This window comes from Streptomyces sp. CNQ329 (genome assembly GCF_000482585.1).
Genome location: NZ_AXVU01000006.1, coordinates 200,944 through 216,668, shown reverse-complemented (window position 1 = coordinate 216,668; position 15,725 = coordinate 200,944). Strand labels below are relative to the sequence as shown.

Annotated in this window: 16 protein-coding genes; 5 read left to right on the top strand and 11 right to left on the bottom strand. The window is 74.3% G+C overall.

The features are described from left to right. The 4 genes from I003_RS34540 to I003_RS0106200 form a co-directional block, all read right to left on the bottom strand. On the bottom strand, nucleotides 1-208 hold a 208-nt coding region (locus I003_RS34540), incomplete at its 3' end, for a leucine zipper domain-containing protein (RefSeq protein WP_158688942.1). 122 nt (nucleotides 209-330) lie between these two features. Further along, on the bottom strand, nucleotides 331-1,236 hold the full coding sequence (locus tag I003_RS0106210) for an SDR family oxidoreductase (protein ID WP_027770719.1): 906 nt from the start codon (nucleotides 1,234-1,236) through the stop codon (nucleotides 331-333). After that, a complete protein-coding gene (locus I003_RS0106205; protein WP_027770718.1) occupies nucleotides 1,233-2,270 on the bottom strand; it encodes an alpha/beta hydrolase in 1,038 nt (345 codons plus the stop codon). The genes I003_RS0106210 and I003_RS0106205 overlap by 4 nt, the downstream gene beginning before the upstream one ends. Next, nucleotides 2,267-3,817 (bottom strand): flavin-containing monooxygenase, encoded by a 1,551-nt coding sequence (locus I003_RS0106200; RefSeq protein ID WP_027770717.1) that lies wholly within the window; start codon nucleotides 3,815-3,817, stop codon nucleotides 2,267-2,269. Before I003_RS0106200 ends, I003_RS0106205 begins: the two co-directional genes overlap by 4 nt. Nucleotides 3,818-4,056: 239 nt before the next feature. Here I003_RS0106200 and I003_RS0106195 point away from each other — a divergent pair, with 239 nt between their 5' ends. Further along, a complete protein-coding gene (locus I003_RS0106195; protein WP_027770716.1) occupies nucleotides 4,057-4,827 on the top strand; it encodes a MerR family transcriptional regulator in 771 nt (256 codons plus the stop codon). A 103-nt stretch (nucleotides 4,828-4,930) separates the two neighbouring features. Here I003_RS0106195 and I003_RS0106190 read toward each other — a convergent pair whose 3' ends face one another. Then, nucleotides 4,931-5,935 carry a DUF6528 family protein gene (locus tag I003_RS0106190; protein WP_027770715.1) on the bottom strand — a complete coding sequence of 335 codons (1,005 nt, stop codon included), beginning with the start codon at nucleotides 5,933-5,935 and terminating at the stop codon, nucleotides 4,931-4,933. A gap of 152 nt (nucleotides 5,936-6,087) precedes the next feature. On the opposite strand from I003_RS0106190, the gene I003_RS0106185 reads away from it, so the two are divergent. After that, complete coding sequence (locus I003_RS0106185; protein WP_486584109.1) at nucleotides 6,088-7,095, top strand: sigma-70 family RNA polymerase sigma factor; 1,008 nt, start codon at nucleotides 6,088-6,090, stop codon at nucleotides 7,093-7,095. A 33-nt stretch (nucleotides 7,096-7,128) separates the two neighbouring features. Here I003_RS0106185 and I003_RS0106180 read toward each other — a convergent pair whose 3' ends face one another. The 5 genes from I003_RS0106180 to I003_RS0106160 form a co-directional block, all read right to left on the bottom strand. After that, the gene (locus I003_RS0106180) at nucleotides 7,129-8,466 is read right to left on the bottom strand and encodes a sigma-70 family RNA polymerase sigma factor (RefSeq protein ID WP_037720170.1); all 1,338 of its coding nucleotides are present in this window, start codon (nucleotides 8,464-8,466) and stop codon (nucleotides 7,129-7,131) included. 73 nt (nucleotides 8,467-8,539) lie between these two features. Next, on the bottom strand, nucleotides 8,540-8,896 hold the full coding sequence (locus I003_RS0106175; protein ID WP_027770712.1) for a YciI family protein: 357 nt from the start codon (nucleotides 8,894-8,896) through the stop codon (nucleotides 8,540-8,542). 107 nt (nucleotides 8,897-9,003) lie between these two features. Then, the gene (locus I003_RS0106170; protein ID WP_027770711.1) at nucleotides 9,004-9,873 is read right to left on the bottom strand and encodes a glutaminyl-peptide cyclotransferase; all 870 of its coding nucleotides are present in this window, start codon (nucleotides 9,871-9,873) and stop codon (nucleotides 9,004-9,006) included. Then, nucleotides 9,767-11,314, bottom strand: coding sequence for a DMT family transporter (locus I003_RS34155; RefSeq protein WP_486584108.1), 1,548 nt, complete (start codon nucleotides 11,312-11,314; stop codon nucleotides 9,767-9,769). Before I003_RS34155 ends, I003_RS0106170 begins: the two co-directional genes overlap by 107 nt. Before the next feature lie 219 nt (nucleotides 11,315-11,533). Next, complete coding sequence (locus tag I003_RS0106160) at nucleotides 11,534-12,448, bottom strand: 3-hydroxyacyl-CoA dehydrogenase family protein (RefSeq protein ID WP_027770710.1); 915 nt, start codon at nucleotides 12,446-12,448, stop codon at nucleotides 11,534-11,536. A 98-nt stretch (nucleotides 12,449-12,546) separates the two neighbouring features. Between I003_RS0106160 and paaI the strand changes: the two genes are divergently transcribed. Together paaI and paaK are read left to right on the top strand one after the other, a co-directional pair. Continuing rightward, complete coding sequence (paaI, locus tag I003_RS31585; protein ID WP_486584107.1) at nucleotides 12,547-13,056, top strand: hydroxyphenylacetyl-CoA thioesterase PaaI; 510 nt, start codon at nucleotides 12,547-12,549, stop codon at nucleotides 13,054-13,056. A gap of 50 nt (nucleotides 13,057-13,106) precedes the next feature. Further along, a complete protein-coding gene (gene paaK / locus I003_RS0106150) occupies nucleotides 13,107-14,366 on the top strand; it encodes a phenylacetate--CoA ligase PaaK (RefSeq protein WP_199784240.1) in 1,260 nt (419 codons plus the stop codon). 26 nt (nucleotides 14,367-14,392) lie between these two features. Here the strand turns inward: paaK and I003_RS0106145 are convergent, their stop codons facing one another. Next, a complete protein-coding gene (locus tag I003_RS0106145; protein WP_027770708.1) occupies nucleotides 14,393-14,923 on the bottom strand; it encodes a GNAT family N-acetyltransferase in 531 nt (176 codons plus the stop codon). A gap of 104 nt (nucleotides 14,924-15,027) precedes the next feature. Between I003_RS0106145 and I003_RS0106140 the strand changes: the two genes are divergently transcribed. Further along, nucleotides 15,028-15,636, top strand: a complete 609-nt coding sequence (locus I003_RS0106140) for a hypothetical protein (RefSeq protein WP_027770707.1) — start codon at nucleotides 15,028-15,030, stop codon at nucleotides 15,634-15,636. The last annotated feature ends 89 nt before the right edge of the window (nucleotides 15,637-15,725 follow it).

Here is a 15,725-nt window from a genome sequence, read left to right as displayed (position 1 = left end):
TCCGGCGTGGGCTGCGATGCGGGCGGCAGGAGCGCTCACGCATCCCGGCCTCGCCCAGCTCCCGGTAGCGGCTCGCCCACCGGGATGCGGTGGTTGGTGAGACCTGGAACCGCTCGGCGGCCCGCCGCACGCTCCAGCCGTCCTCAACGACGCAGCGGGCCAGACGCAGACGACCGGTCTCGGTCAGCGGGGCATTACGGTGGTTCATGAGGGCCTTCTGATCGCTCGGTGGAGATGTCGCAATCCACACCGAACCCGGAAGGCCCTCACCCGTTCAAGAACCCCAGCCGAGACCTACATCACCGTCCACAACCTCCCGAGACAGAACAGCTAGTCCCGCGTCTCGCGCAGCGCCCGCGCCCGCTCGTCCGCCGCGCCGCCCGCGCCGACCAGACCGCCGCGCGCCTCCCGCGTCGCCGCGAGCCGCGGCGCCAGCTTCCGCATCTCCCGCCGCCCCAGCGGCCCGCTGACGACCGACGGCAGCGCACCGCGCACCGCCTGCATGCCGCGCAGCCACCACTGCCCGTAGACGTGCGGCGAGCGCCGCTCGATGCCCGCCACCAGCCGCTCGACCGCGGGCGCCAGCGGATAGGTCTTGTTGGACGGCCACGGCAGCCGCGCCCGCATGTCGCGCAGTACCTCGTCCTCGTCGGCGCCGCGCACCATGTCGGTGTCGGTCCAGCTCAGATAGCCGACGCCGACGTCCACGCCCTGATGGCCGACTTCGCCGCGCAGGCAGTGCGCGAACGCCTCCACGCCGGACTTCGACGCGCAGTACGCCGCCATCATCGGTGCGGGCGTCACGGCGGCGAGGGAGGCGATCTGGAGGTGGTAGCCGCGCGAACGGACCAGCGCGGGCAGGAAGGCGCGGGCGGTGGCCACGCTGCCCAGCAGGTTGACCTCGATGACCCGGTCGAAGGAACGGGCGTCGGAGTCGAGGAACGGGCCGCCGGTGGCGACGCCCGCGTTGGCGACCACCACGTCGACGCCGCCGAAGTGCTCCTCGACCTCGGCGGCGGCGCCCGCCATCGCGTCGTGGTCGGTGACGTCCGCGTGCCAGTGGGCGGCGTCGCCGGGCAGCGAGTCGACGACCTTCTTCAGCTCGTCCGGCTCCAGCCCCACCAGCGCGAGCCGCGCCCCGCGCGCCGACAGCCGGCGGGCCAGCAGCGCGCCGACCCCGCGGGCGGCGCCGGTGACGACGACCGTCCTGCCCTCGATTCCGTGCCAGCGGCTCATGCGCCCGCCTCCTTCTCCTCGGTGGCCGCGGCGGCGGCCGGTCCGGCAGGCGTCCCGGCAGGCGGCTCGCCGGCCGTCCCGGCGATCGTCCCGGACGCCCCTTCAGCCTGCGCCCGCGCCGGCGTTCCCGCCAGGTGGTCGCGGACGAGCCCGCGCAGCACCTCGGCGACCGCGTACGGCGCCTCGATGGGGGTCATGTGCCCCAGCCCGGCCAGCTCGGTGAACCCCGCGCTCTCCGGCAGCAGCCCGTCGATCTTCCGCGCCAGCCGCACCGGCGTCAGCCGGTCCGCGCTGCCGTGCACCACCGCGGCCGGCACCGGCATCCGCGCCACCTCCGCGTCCAGGTCCAGCGCCGCCAGGACCCGGCCCCACGTGCCGCGCGCCTTGCGCGGGGTGGCGAAGACGATCCGGGCGCTCGCCTCGATCTGCGCCGGAGTGGCGCCCCGGCCCAGGATCGCCTGGCCCAGGACCTTCTTCGACAGCGGCGTCACCGGCCCCATGGGCAGCCGTGAGACGAGCAGCGCGCGGTGCACCGCGGAGCGCAGCCCCCGGGCCCGTAGCGGCACCACCCGTGACTCGGGCACCAGCCGCGCGCTGCCCGTGCTGCACAGCAGCACGGCGGCGGCCCGCTCACGCAGGTAGGGACGCCCGGCGGCGGCCATCAGCGTCATGCCGCCCATCGAGTGGCCGCCGATCACGGCCTTCTCACCGGGGACCAGCGCCGCGTCGAGCACGGCACCGAGGTCGTCGGCGAGGGTGGCGGTCCGGTACGAGCCGTAGGTGCCGGCGGAGCTGCGGCCGTGGCCGCGCTGGTCGTACACGATGACCCGGTGGTCGGGTGAGAGCTGGCGGACGACCGACGCCCAGAAGGCGGTCGAGCAGCACCAGCCGTGCGCGAGGACGACGGCGGGCGCGTCCTTCGGACCGTGCTCCTCGACGTACAGCCGGGTGCCGTCGGCGGAGACGGCGGTCAGCTCCCGGCGGGGCACGGGCGGGGCGTACGGGCCGGAGGTGACGTGCATGAGCCGGGTCACCGGACTGCCTCCCCGCCCCGGCGCGCGCCGGCGGACTCCGGGGAGCTCTCCCCGGTACGCCGCGCTCCCCCGCCGGTGCGCAACACCTCGTACTCCTCCGGGTGCACCTTCCTCGTCACCTTGCGGAACTCGCTCGTCGTGCCCGGCCACACGGTGGTGTTGCGCCCGTTGGCGTCCAGGTACCAACTGTCGCAGCCGCCGGTGTTCCACACCGTGCGCTTCATCCGTTCCTGCACCCACGCGTTCCAGTTGCTCACCGCCGCCGGCCGCGCGTCGAGCGCGACCCGGCCGCCGGGCCTCGCGAGGTGGTCGAGACGGCGGAGGAAGTCGGCCATGTAGGTGAGCTGTGCCTCGATGATGAGGATCATCGAGCTGTTCCCGAGGCCGGTGTTGGGGCCGATGACCGTCAGCAGGTTGGGGAAACCGGTTGCGCTGGCGCCGCGCAGCGCGGCCATCCCGCCGCTCCACGCCTCGGCGAGCGTGGTGCCGTCGCGGCCCTTGATGCGCTCGGCGATGGGCATGTCGGTGACGTGGAAGCCGGTGCCGAAGACGAGCGCGTCGGCCTCGGTCTCGGTGCCGTCGGCGGCCACGAGGGTCGAGCCGCGCACCTCCTTCAGACCGGAGGCGACGAGGTCGACGTTGGGCTGGGTGAGCGCCGGATAGTAGTCGTTGGAGAGCAGGATCCGCTTGCAGCCGATGCGGTAGTCGGGGATGAGCTTGCGGCGCAGGCCGGGGTCCTTCACGGCCCGGGCCATGTGCCGCTTCGCCAGGCGCTCCAGGAATCCCAGCTCTCCCGGATGTCTGGTGAACGCCTGCACCTGAAGTTCACGGATGCCCCACAGGATGCCGCGGCGCAGCTTGGTCGTCGCGGGGACGCGCGCGTGCAGCCACCGTTCGGTGGCGCTGATGGTGCGGTCCGCCCGCGGCAGCACCCACGGCGCGGTGCGCTGGAAGACGGTGAGCCGGGAGACCTCGGGCTGGATGGACGGCACGATCTGGATGGCGGAGGCGCCGGTGCCGACCACGGCGACGCGCTTGCCGCCCAGCGGCACGTCATGGTCCCAGCGCGCGGAGTGGAAGACCTTGCCGGGGAATGTGTCGAGGCCGGGGATGTCCGGGATCTTGGGGTCGGACAGCGGCCCGGTGGCGGAGACCACGACGTCGGCGGTGAGTTCGCCGCGCGGGGTGTCGATCTCCCAGTGCAGTTCGTCGTCGTCCCAGCGGATGCTGCGCACCTCGTGGTCGAAGCGGACGTGCTGCCGTATGCCGAAGACGTCGGCGACCTGCTCCAGGTAGCTGCGTATGTGCCGCTGGCCGGAGAAGGTGCGCGGCCACTCGGCGTTGGGAGCGAAGGAGAACGAGTAGAGGTGCGAGGGGACGTCGCAGGCGCAGCCCGGGTAGCTGTTGTCCCGCCAGGTGCCGCCGAGCGCGCTCGCGCGCTCCAGCACGACGAAGTCCGTGATCCCCTCGCGGCGCAGCCGGACGGCGGCGCCGATGCCGCCGAAGCCCGAACCGATCACCGCCACCCTGACATGTTCACGCGTCATCGCCCTCGTCCTCCCAGCCGTGGAGTCGCGATTGCGCCAGCATTCACTGGCAGAATGAGAGTAGGCCGTGTCCTTACCGATGGGTAGGGGGCCGGCGCGATCGACTTCCGCCCGGGGGCGGGGTGTCGGCGGGAGGTCCTACCCTGGTGGTCCGGGCGTACGGCCCGGACCTGCGAGGACGGCGGGAGAACGGCGAAGGCCGCGCGGACCGGCCGCGGCGGACCGGCGGAGGGACAGAGGTGGGACGCGAATACCGGACGGAGGAGCTGGCCGAGCGCGCCGGCATCACCGTCCGCACCCTGCGCTTCTACCGCGAGCGCAAACTCCTCCAGCCACCGCGCCGCGAGGGCCGGATCGCCTGGTACGGCGAGGGCCACCTGTCCCGGCTGCGGACGATCTCCGCGCTGCTGGACCGCGGTCACACCCTCGGCGGCATCGCGGAGTTGATCTCCGCCTTCGAAAGCGGCAGGGACGTACGCGGCGCCGCCGAGCTGCTCGGCCTGGAGGAGACGCCGACGAAGCCGTGGTCGGAGGAGACCCCGGTGCGCATCACGCCGGAGGAGCTGGCCGACCGGTTCGCGGGTGAGGTCTCGCCGGAGAACCTGGCGACGTCCATCGACATGGGCTATGTCGCCGTGGAGGGCGAGGAGTTCATCCACGTCAGCCGGCGGCTGCTGGACGCCTCGTCGAAGCTGGTGGCCAGCGGGGTGCCGCTGGCCGCCGTGCTCGCCGCCGCTCGCGAGGTGCGCGCCCACGCCGACGACCTCGCCGGGCTGTTCACCGCGCTCATACGCGAGCACGTGCTGGCCGACGTCACGGAGACGCCGGCGGGCGAGCTGACCGGCGAGCAGGTGGAACGGCTGACCGACGCGCTGGAGCAGTTACGGCCGGTGTCGATGGAGGTGCTGGAGGCGGAGGTCGCCATGGCGATGGACCGGCGGCTGCGCAGGGAGTTCGAGGACGGGAAGCGCACGCGCGCCGGGTCCACCGCCGAGGAGCCCGAGGGCTGAACAGGCCGGACACCACCGGCTTTCAGGACGCCGGCGTCATCTCACCCGGGTGCGGGGCCGGGCACCGGAGGGGACGGCGCGGCCGGACTCGGCCACGCCGCGCTCACCGGGGTTCCGGCAGCCACCAACGGGCCTTGTAGATCCCGCCGTCCGGGAGCTTGTACGCGCCCTCCGGGTTGTGCGCCGAAACGGTCGTCGTCCACCAGGTCTCACCGAGACCCGGCTCCGGCACGGTGGTGGCGACCCGGCCGCTGCCCGGCACGTCGCTGACGGCCTTCACGCTGCGCCGGCTGATCTGCGCGGCGCCGGCGAAGTCCTGGCGGAACTCGCGCCGGGCGATGTCGTACTGGTACACCGCGTGGTTCGTGGTCAGCCACAGCCGGTCCGGGTGGCTCGCGACGAGGCCGAGGTCGTGCCCGCCGGCCCGCACCCCGTCGGGGTGCGGCAGGGCGGCGGTGTCGACGCGGGTGAGGGTGGGCTCGGCGGGGGTGCCGCCGACCTTCAGGGCGATCAGTTCGTCGTAGCCGAGGGCCCACAGCAGGCCGCGCCGCTCGTCCCACTGCAGTCCGTGCGCGTCGTCGAAGCGGTACTCGGCGTACGCGTCGGCGGCCGGACCCTGCGAGGCGGTGTAGATGCGGATGATGTCGCCGGTGCTGCCGGCGACGGCGACGTTGCCGTCGGGGAGCAGCTCGATGCTGTGCGGGTTGAGCGTGTCCGTGCCGCCGGCGAGGGCGCCCGCCCAGTAGCGGCGGCCCGTGGGCACCTCGACGACGGCGGCGAAGCCGAAGGAGGCGGTGGTCAGCAGGTAGGTACGGCCCTTGCGGCGGCGGGCCTTGGCCTCGTCGACGTACGTCCAGCTCTCCTGCGGCACGAGGTCCGCGTACCTCTCGTCGCCCTCCGGCGAGAAGGCCCAGCGCACGGCGTCCGGCGAGTCCCACGGCAGGCGCACATCGAGGACGAGGACGCGGCGGGACTTCTGGTCGGTGACGGCGACGGGCGGGGTGGGCTTCCCGCCGGCCGCGTGCGCGACGGCGGCGGGAAGGGCGGCGGCCGTGCCCGCGCCGAGCGCGGTGAGCAGGGCCGTACGACGGGTGGGTCTGCCGGTCATGGGCACTCCTGATCGGGTCGCTCTGATCAACATCTTCCGCACAGTGCCACGCCGGGTGGCCGGGAGTAAGCCCTTGCGGTGACCTGCTGGCGAATTCGGTGCATCTGTCACGACCGATGACCGTTGTCAGTGCCCGCCCGTACGATGCACACGTGACCAGACAAGACGTGGCGGAGCCCGCCGCAGAAGAGCCGGTGGAGAAGCGCCTGGAGTCCCACCGCGTCGAGCTGACCGGGTACTGCTACCGCATACTCGGCTCCGGCTTCGAGGCGGAGGACGCGGTCCAGGAGACGATGGTGCGCGCCTGGAAGGGCTTCGAGCGCTTCGAGGGCCGCGCGTCGATGCGCTCGTGGCTGTACCGGATCGCCACGAATGTCTGTTTCGACATGCACGGCAGCCCTCAGCGCCGCGCCCGCCCGATGGACCTGTCGTCCCCCGGCGCGGCCACCACGTCCCCGGAGGTCGCCCTCGGCTCGGCCCTTCCGGAGGCCACGTGGCTGGAGCCGATGCCGGACACGAAGGTCATCCCCGCCGGCGGCGACCCCGCGGAGGTAGCGGCCCAGCGTGACTCCGTGCGCCTCGCCTTCGTCGCCGCGCTGCAGCACCTGCCGGCCCGCCAGCGCGTGGTGCTGATCTTGCGGGACGTGCTCGCCTGGAGGGCGAGCGAGGTCGCGGAGCTGCTGGAGACCTCCGTGGCGTCGGTGAACAGCGCGCTGCAGCGCGCCCGCGCCACCCTGGCCGCCGAGGCCCCGGCCGACAGCGAGCCGGCCAAGCCGCTGGACGCGGACCAGCAGCGCTTCCTGGAGCGCTATGTGGACGCCTTCGAGCGGTACGACCTCGATGGGCTCACGGCGCTGATGCGCGAGGACGTCGTCCTCTCCATGCCCCCGCTCCCGCTGTGGCTGCAGGGCCCGGAGGCCGTCCGCACGTGGTTCCTCGGCACGGGCGCGGTCTGCCGCGGCTCCCGCCTGGTCCCCTGCGCGGCGAACGGGATGCCGGCCTTCGCGCAGTACCACCCGGATCCGGAGACCGGCGGCCACCGCGGCTGGGCGATCCAGGTCCTGGAGATCGAGGACGGCAAGGTCACCGGGATGAACAACTTCCTGAGCGCGGAGCGGTTGTTCCCGCTCTTCGGCCTGCCGCTGGTGCTGGAGACCTGAGCGCGGGCGGGCCGGCGAAGCCCGGCCCGGTCGTCACGGCCCGTCCGGCGAGGACTCCGCCCGGGTCTGCAGCAGCGTGCGCTCCTGCGTGTTGCGCGTCAGCTCCGCCGCGCGCGCGAACTCCTCCCGTGCCTCCTCCGCCCGCCCCAGCCGCCGCAGCAGGTCGCCGCGGACGCTCGGCAGCAGGTGGTAGTCCTTCAGCGCCGGCGCGTCGGCGAGCCCGTCGACGATCCGCAGCGCGTCCCGCGGCCCGGACGCCATGGACACCGCCACCGCCCGGTTCAGCTCCACCACCGGCGAAGGCGCCACCCTCGCCAGCGCCTCGTACAGCCGGACGATCTGCCCCCAGTCGGTGTCCCCGGCCCGCGGCGCCCGCGCGTGGCACGCCGCGATCGCCGCCTGCAGCGCGTACGGCCCGGGCCCCGGCGCCCCCGCCGCGACCAGCGACTGCGCACGCGCCAGCGCCGCGAACCCGCGGCGGATGAGCAGGTGGTCCCACCGCCGCCGGTTCTGCTCCAGCAGCAGCACCGGCTCGCCGTCCGGCCCCGTACGCGCCGCGGCCCGCGACGCCTGGATCTCCAGCAGCGCCGTCAGCCCGTGGACCTCGGGCTCCTTCGGCATCAGCCCCGCCAGCACCCGCGCCAGCCGCAGCGCGTCCTCGCACAGCGCCGGGCGCATCCAGTCGTCCCCGGCAGTCGCCGAGTACCCCTCGTTGAAGACCAGGTAGATGACTTCCAGCACCGACGCCAGCCGCTCCGCCCGCTCCGGCCCCTGCGGCTGTTCGAACGCCACCTCCGCCTTCGCCAGCGTCCGCTTGGCCCGCACGATGCGCTGCGCCACCGTCGGCTCCGTGACCAGGAACGCCCGCGCGATCTCGTCCGTGGTCAGCCCGCCCAGCAGCCGCAGGGTGAGCGCCACCCGCGCGGGCGTGGACAGCACCGGGTGGCAGGCGGTGAACACCAGCCGCAGCAGGTCGTCCTCGATGTCGTCGTCGAGGACCGCGGCGAGCTGCGCCTCGCCCTCCGGACGGCGGCTCTCCAGGTCGTGCCCGATCTCCGCCAGCTTGCGCGCGTAGCGCTCCTTGCGGCGTACGAGGTCGATGGCCCGCCGCCTGGCCGTGGCCATGAGCCACGCGCCGGGATTGTCGGGCACGCCCGAGACGGGCCACTGCTCCAGCGCGGCGACCAGCGCGTCCTGCGCCAGCTCCTCCGCCACGCCGATGTCGCGCACGACCCGGGCCACGCCCGCGATGATCCGCGCGGACTCGATCCGCCAGACGGCGGCCACGGCGCGGTCGGTGGCCCTCCGCGCGGCGGCGGGCGGCGGGGATACGTCCTCCCGCCGGGCGCGGGCGTCCTGCGAAGCCGTCACAGCCCCACATCAGAACAGCCCGCCCCGGCCGAAGGCAACTCGTCACGGCTTTGACCTGGGCCGTCACCCGCGGTCAGTCCTCCATGATCTCCCGCAGCTCCACGGTGATGACCCATTCCTCACCGTGCGCCCGCAGGAAGCGGTTCGCCCACTCCAGAGCCTCGTCCTTCGACTTGACCTGGACGATCAGATAGCCGCCGACCATCTCCTTGGACTCGGTGAACGGCCCGTCGACCACGGAGAGCTTCCCGCGGTCGGAGACGGCCCGCACGGCCTCCTCGGCCGGCTTCAGCCCGGCGGTGTCCAGCAGCACGCCGGACTTGGTCATCTCGTCCAGCAGCTTGCCCATCTCGTCCATGACCGCCTGGCTGGGCATGCCGTCCGCGGGGCTCTTCTCCAGGTCCGGCTCGATCAGCAACATGTAGCGCATCGCGCGTCTCCTCGTTCTCGTCGCGGGCGGCCGTGTGCCGTCCTTCTGCCCATGCGTCGAACGGCACCGTGCCGGATCGACACCCCGCGCGGACTTTTTCCGCGGCCTCAGCGCGGCACGAATCCGACCCGGAACATCCGGGGCCAGCGCTTGCCCGTGAGCAGGAACTCCTCGCCGCCCGGCACGGCGGCGATCCCGTTGAGCTCCTGGGCCCCGCCCCGCAGCTCCGCGGGCCGCAGCAGCCCCGAGGCGTCGATGTCCGCGGTGACGGCGCCGGTGTCCGGGTCGATACGGACCAGGGTGTCGGTCTGGTAGACGTTCGCGTAGACGCTGCCGTCGCCGGTGCACTCCAGCTCGTTGAGCTGGTCGACGGGTTCGCCGTCACGGGTGACGTCCACGTGGCCGACGGGCTCGAACGTCTTCGGGTCGCGGAACGTGAGCCGGGAGGTGCCGTCGCTCATGACGAGCCGGCCGCCGGTGCCGCCGTCCGTACGGTCGTGGCACAGGCCCCAGCCCTCGCCCTCGTAGCGCACGCGGCGCAGCTCTTCGAGGGTCTCCGCGTCGCGTTCGATGGCGATGCCGTTCTGCCAGGTGAGCTGCCAGAGCCGGGGACCGACGAGCGTCAGGCCCTCGCCGAAGAGCGGGGCGGGCAGGTCGCGGCGGACGACGGGCTCGCCGCCGACGGGGCCGCGGCGCACGGAGGAGCTGCCCTCCAGGCCGGTGCCCTCGTAGAGGACGTCCCCGCGCAGCTCCAGGCCCTGCGTGAACGCCTCGGGGTCATGCGGCAGGCGCTCCAGGATGCGTACCCGTAGCTCCTGGACGTCCTGCTCCGCAGGGGCCGGGCCGCTCGCTCCCCCGCCGGCTCCGCCCTCACCGGCGGGGGCGCCCCCGCTGGCCGCCGCCTCGCGGTCCCCTGTCGAGCACGCGGCCAGCGCCACGGTGAGGAGGGCGCAGGTGGTCAGGACGATGCGGCGCATGGGGCCACCATGGCACAGCCGCCGCACAGCACGGGGGCGGACCGGCCTCGGTGTCGTCGGCCCGGCGGGCGCCGGGCGGGCCGGCTAATCGGGAGCAGCCGGCGTGGTGCGGCGTCAGCGCGGTGCCGCCGGAGGCGGCGGCAGCGGCCATGATGAGCGCCGCCACCGCGGGAGACGGGCCCGCGGGGGCGGCGTTCTCCGGCTCCGGGACCCGGGGTGCAGGGGTCTCCGGCGCCGGAGTGCGGGGGTCGGTCGCGGACGTACCGGGGCCGGCTTCCGGAGTCCCGGCGGCGGCGCGGACGGCTTCGGGCACACCTGCCCCGGGCACGTCCGTCGTCGGCAGACCCGTCCCGGGCCCGGCTGTTCCGGGCCCGTCGGTCCCGCCCGCGCGGGTCCGGGTCTCCGTGGCCGGGGCGGTCTCGTACAGCGCCGCTGCCGCGCCCGCGTGGTACGCGGGGGCGGGTGCCGGTACGGAGCCGGGCGGAGCCCCGGGCCCGTCCGGAACCCCGCTGATCAACTCGGGCGGCGCGGCGGGGGCGGGTACCTTGCCGGTGACCGGTGCCGCGGCCCCGGGACCCGCAGCGGGGCCCGCGGGCTCCGCGGGGGGCTCCTCCGCCGGCGTACGGTGCGCCTGCACCGTCAGCTCTATCAGCCCCGCCGCCGCGACCGCGCCCGCTCCGACGGCGAGCAGGGCACCCAGCACCCCGTACCGCACCGTCTCGCCCAGCGCCGTGACGCCGACCGCCGCCGCTATCACGGGGTTGACCACCGTCAGCGTGGCCAGCGGCGCCGACAGACCCGCGCCGCGGTACGCCGCCTGCGACAGCAGCAGCCCCGCCGGGGCGAGGATCGCGATCATGCCGATCGCCAGCGGGTCGGTGAAGTCCGCGGTGACGTCCTTGGTGAACACCGACGCCATGCCGAACGCCGCGCCCGCGGCCACCGCGAGCGTCACGCTGCGGGCCGCAACGTGCCGTATCCGCATGCCCGCCAGCGTCAGCACGGCCAGCACGCCCACCGTCACCGCGGCCAGCGCCAGGGCCGTCGTGCCGGCCAGTTCCCGCGACTGAACGGGGTGGACCAGCGTCAGCAGGACCACCAGGCCCACGGTCGACAGCAGCGCCCCGCGCCAGGCGGCCCGCCCGGCGCGGCGGCCGAGGAACATCGCCGCCATCGGCAGCGCGAAGACGATGGTCAGCGCGCCCAGCGGCTGGACCAGGCTGAGCGGCCCGTACGCGAGCGCCACCACGTGCAGCAGCGCGCCCGAGGCGTTGAGTACGACGGAGGCCCACCAGCTCCCGCGGTGCAGGGGCGCGAACGTCCCGCCCGTGCCGTCGGCGTCGGTCGTCGTGGCCGCGACACGCTCCTGCACGAGGGCGGCACCGGCGTACGCCACCGCTGACACCAGCGAAAGCAGTACCGACAGCATGAGTGGGCTCATATCCCAACGATCCCGCGATCGGTGGCGAAAGTCGTCATCCTGGCGGATGCTCTGGGTCGTACTGCCGGAGCAGTACGACCCCTCGTGCAACCCCTCCCGAGTCGCATTCCGCCCTCATCGCGGCCCGGGCCGCAAGGGAGCGAGAGGGGGGCACCGGCGCCTGTGGGGGACGTGGAGGGAAGACCGGAACGCCGTCCGCTCCCGGCGGCGGGCGGGGGCTCACGGCCAGGCGTAGAACCCCTGGCCCGTCTTACGCCCCAGCTCGCCCCGCGCGACCTTCGCCCGCAGCAGCTCCGGCGGCGCGAACCGCTCCCCCAGCGTCCGGCACAGGTGCTCGGCGATGGCCAGCCGCACGTCCAGCCCGACCAGGTCCGTCAGGCGCAGCGGGCCCATCGGGTGCTTGTAGCCCAGCTCCATCGCGGTGTCGATGTCCGCGGGCGCGGCCACGCCCTCCTCGGCCATGCGGATCGCCTCCAGCCCCAGGGCCACCCCGAGCCTGCTGCTGGCGAACCCGGGCGAGTCCTGGACGACCACCGCCGTCTTGCCCAGCGTCCGCACCCAGCCACGCGCCGCCGCCAGCGCCGCGGCGCCGGTCTCCGGCGCGGTCACCAGCTCCACCAGCTCCGAGGCGGGAACGGGGTTGAAGAAGTGCATGCCGAGGAACCGGCCCGGCCGGCCGAGGGCGGCGGCCAGCTCGGCGACGGACAGCGAGCTGGTGTTCGTCGCCAGCACGGCGTCCGGGCCCACCGCCCGCTCGGCGCCGGCCAGCACCCGCGCCTTCAGCCCGGTGTCCTCCGGCACCGCCTCCACCACCAGCTCCAGCCCCGCGTCCGCCGGCAGCTCCGTGACGGACCCGACGGCCCGCACCCGCGAGAGCACCTCCGCCGGGTCGACCCCGGCGGCCAGCCGGCCCCGCTCGGCGGCCCGCCGCAGCCCGCCGGCGACCCGCTCCACCGCTGCCGCCGCCGCGTCCGCACCGCTCTCCACGATCACGACGCGCGATCCGGCGGTCGCGAACGACTGCGCGATCCCGGCGCCCATCCGGCCGCCGCCGACGACCGCCATCGCGCGGGGCGCCCCGGCGCGGGACTCCTCGGCGCCGGGCGCGTCCGGCGCTGTGCTGTGCTCCGTCATCTCGTACGTCCTGTCGTACCTCTTGACTGGGATCCGGCCGCTCCGCAAGCTAACCGAATGATCGGTCGGGCCACAAGGGGAGTCAGGTGGGGCAGCACATGACCGCGCCGCACGACGGCACGACGGTGTTCGCGGCCGACGCCGCGGCCCGCCGCCACGGCATCGAACTGCTGGAGGCCGCGCCGGGCGCCGCGACCCTGCGGATGGCGGTGACGGCGGAGATGGCCAACGGGCACGGCATCGCCCACGGCGGCTACGTCTTCCTCCTGGCCGACACCGCTTTCGCGTGCGCCTGCAACAGCCGCGGGGTCGCGGTCGCGGCGGGCGCGGACATCACGTACGCGGCGCCCGCGCACGTCGGCGACGTGCTGGTGGCGCGGGCCGAGGAACGGCTGTGCTTCGGGCGGAACGGGGTCTACGACGTGAGCGTGCTGCGCGGCACCGAGGTGATCGCGGAGTTCCGGGGCCGGAGCCGTATCGTCCGCGACCCCGCGACGGGAGCGAACGGCGCCGCCGGGGCACCCGGCGCACGCGGGGCGAACGGCGGACGGCACGGCACCGGAGCGGCACGCGCGTCCGACGGGAACGGGCCGGGGGGAACGGCGTGAGCGACACGACGGCCGGCGCCCACACCCCCCTGCTCGACGCCGGCGAGCGCATGACCCCCGGCGAGCTCGGCGCGTACCAGCTCGACCGCCTCCGCGCCACGCTCCGCCGCGCCTACGACCACGTCCCCCTCTACCGCCGCAAGTTCGACGCCGCCGGTGTCACCCCCGACGACTGCCGCACGCTCGACGACCTGGCCCGCTTCCCCTTCACGACGAAGGACGACCTCCGCGAGGGCTACCCCTTCGGGATGTTCGCCGTCCCCATGGCCGACGTCCGCCGCCTGCACGCCTCCAGCGGCACCACCGGCCTGCCCACCGTCGTCGGTTACACGGCGGCCGACCTCGACACCTGGTCCGGTCTCGTCGCCCGCTCCATCCGCGCCGCGGGCGGCCGGCCCGGTCACCGGGTGCATGTCGCGTACGGCTACGGGCTGTTCACCGGCGGCCTCGGGGCCCACTACGGCGCGGAGCGCCTCGGCTGCACCGTCATCCCCGCCTCCGGCGGGATGACCGCGCGGCAGGTGCAGCTCATCCGGGACTTCGCGCCCGAGGTCATCATGGTGACGCCCTCCTACATGCTCACGATCATCGACGAGTTCGAACGCCAGGGCATCGACCCGCGCACCAGCTCGCTGCAGGTCGGCATCTTCGGCGCCGAGCCGTGGACGGAGGAGATGCGCCACGAGATCGAGGAGCGGGCCGGGCTGCACGCGGTGGACATCTACGGCCTGTCGGAGGTGATCGGGCCCGGCGTCGCCCAGGAGTGCGTGGAGACCAAGGACGGTCTGCACGTGTGGGAGGACCACTTCCTGCCGGAGGTCGTGGATCCGGTCACGGACGAGGTGAGGGCCGCCGGCGAGAGCGGCGAGCTGGTGTTCACGTCGCTGACGAAGGAGGCCATGCCGGTCGTCCGCTACCGCACCCGCGACCTCAGCCGGCTGCTGCCGGGCACGGCGCGGCCGGCGTTCCGGCGGATGGAGAAGGTCACCGGACGCTGCGACGACATGATCATCCTGCGCGGCGTCAACGTCTTCCCGAGCCAGATCGAGGAAATCGTGCTCCGCACGCCGGGCGTGGCCCCGCACTTCCAGTTGCGGCTGACCCGCGAGGGCCGTCTCGACCGCATGACGGTACGGGCGGAGGCCCGGCCGGGGGCGCCGGTGGAGCAGCGGACGGCGGCGGGCGAGGCGATCGCGCGGCGGGTGCGGGAGGGCGTGGGGGTGGGCGTGGAGGTCGAGGTCGTGGAGCCGGAGACGCTGGAGCGCTCGGTGGGCAAGATCCGCAGGGTGGTGGACGAGCGGGAGGGGTGAGCGGTACGGGCCCGGCCCTCGCGCGCTCAGCGCGCCGCGACGCCCCGCGCCTGTTCGCCGTCCCGTTCGCCGTCCGGCGCCGGCCGCAGCGGCTTGGCGAAGCAGCGGCTCTCCGGATGAAGGCGGTAGTAGCCGAACTTCTCCGTCGGCTCGTACCCCTCCGACCGGTACAGCGCTATGGCCTCCGGCTGCTTCATGCCCGTCTCCAGCACCATCCGTGTCCGCCCCGCGGCCCGCGCGCTCTCCTCCAGCGCCGCGAGTATCCGCCGGGCCAGCCCGCGGCCCCGGGCCTCCGGGACCACGTACATCCGCTTCAGCTCCGCGTCACCGGCCCGGTGTCCCTCCGGCGTCGCGTCCATGGCCCGCCAGCCGCCGGTGGCGAGCGGGGTGCCGTCGGCGTCGTACGCCAGCAGGTAGAGCCCGCGCGGAGGCGCGAAGTGCAGCGGGTCCATCACCGTGTGATCACCTTCGCCGTACCGCTCCGCGTACTCGATCTGGACCCGGTCGTTGAGCATGACCGCGTCGGAGTGGTCGTAGGGCACGGCGACGATCTCCATGGCGCAATGGTACGAAGCCGCCGCCCGGTGCCGAACCGGGCATCCCGGTGCAGGTGGCCGGACCCGGAGACCACGAGGGGGCCCAGCGGCCATACTTTGGGACCGTGGAGGAGAACAAAGGTCTGAAGGTCACGCCCGTCAACGCCGCCGCGATGGACCCGGCCGCTCTGCCCGGCCTCGTATCGTCGCCGCCGGACGCGAAGGAGGAGGACGAAGCACCAGCAACAGACGAGAAGAAGGAACCCGCGACGGACGCGGAGGACGCCGGGGAGCCGGCGGACGCCGCGGACGCATCCGGGGACGACGACGGTGACACCGGCGGGGCCGGGGCTCAGGACGAGACCGGGGCCGCGGACGCCGACGGCAACGGGGTCGGGGACGCCGACGAGGACGAGGACGAGGCGACCGGGGCCGGGGACTCCGGCGACGACGGCCCCGTCTTCGAGGCCGCCGACCGCCGCGGCTCCGTGACCGTGAACAGCACCGGCGTCCGGTTCCAGCTCGACGACACCGAGGCCGAGTTCACGTGGCCGGAGATCGGCGCGGTCGAGTACAAGACCTCCCGGTTCGGCCGCCGCCTCGTCCTCAGCGTCCACGACAGCCGCGGCGTCTGCCCGGCCGAGGTGGAGGCCCCGGACAAGGCGACGCTGAAGGAGTGGGCGTCCGGCCTGGAGTCGGCCCTCGACGCCTACTTCGAGGACACGGCACCGTAACCGGCCCCGGGCCGCGGGGCCGCCGAAGAGAGGCCGGGACCGGCACGGAACCCGGCCGATCCGACGACGGCTACCTCGCGCCCGGGGTC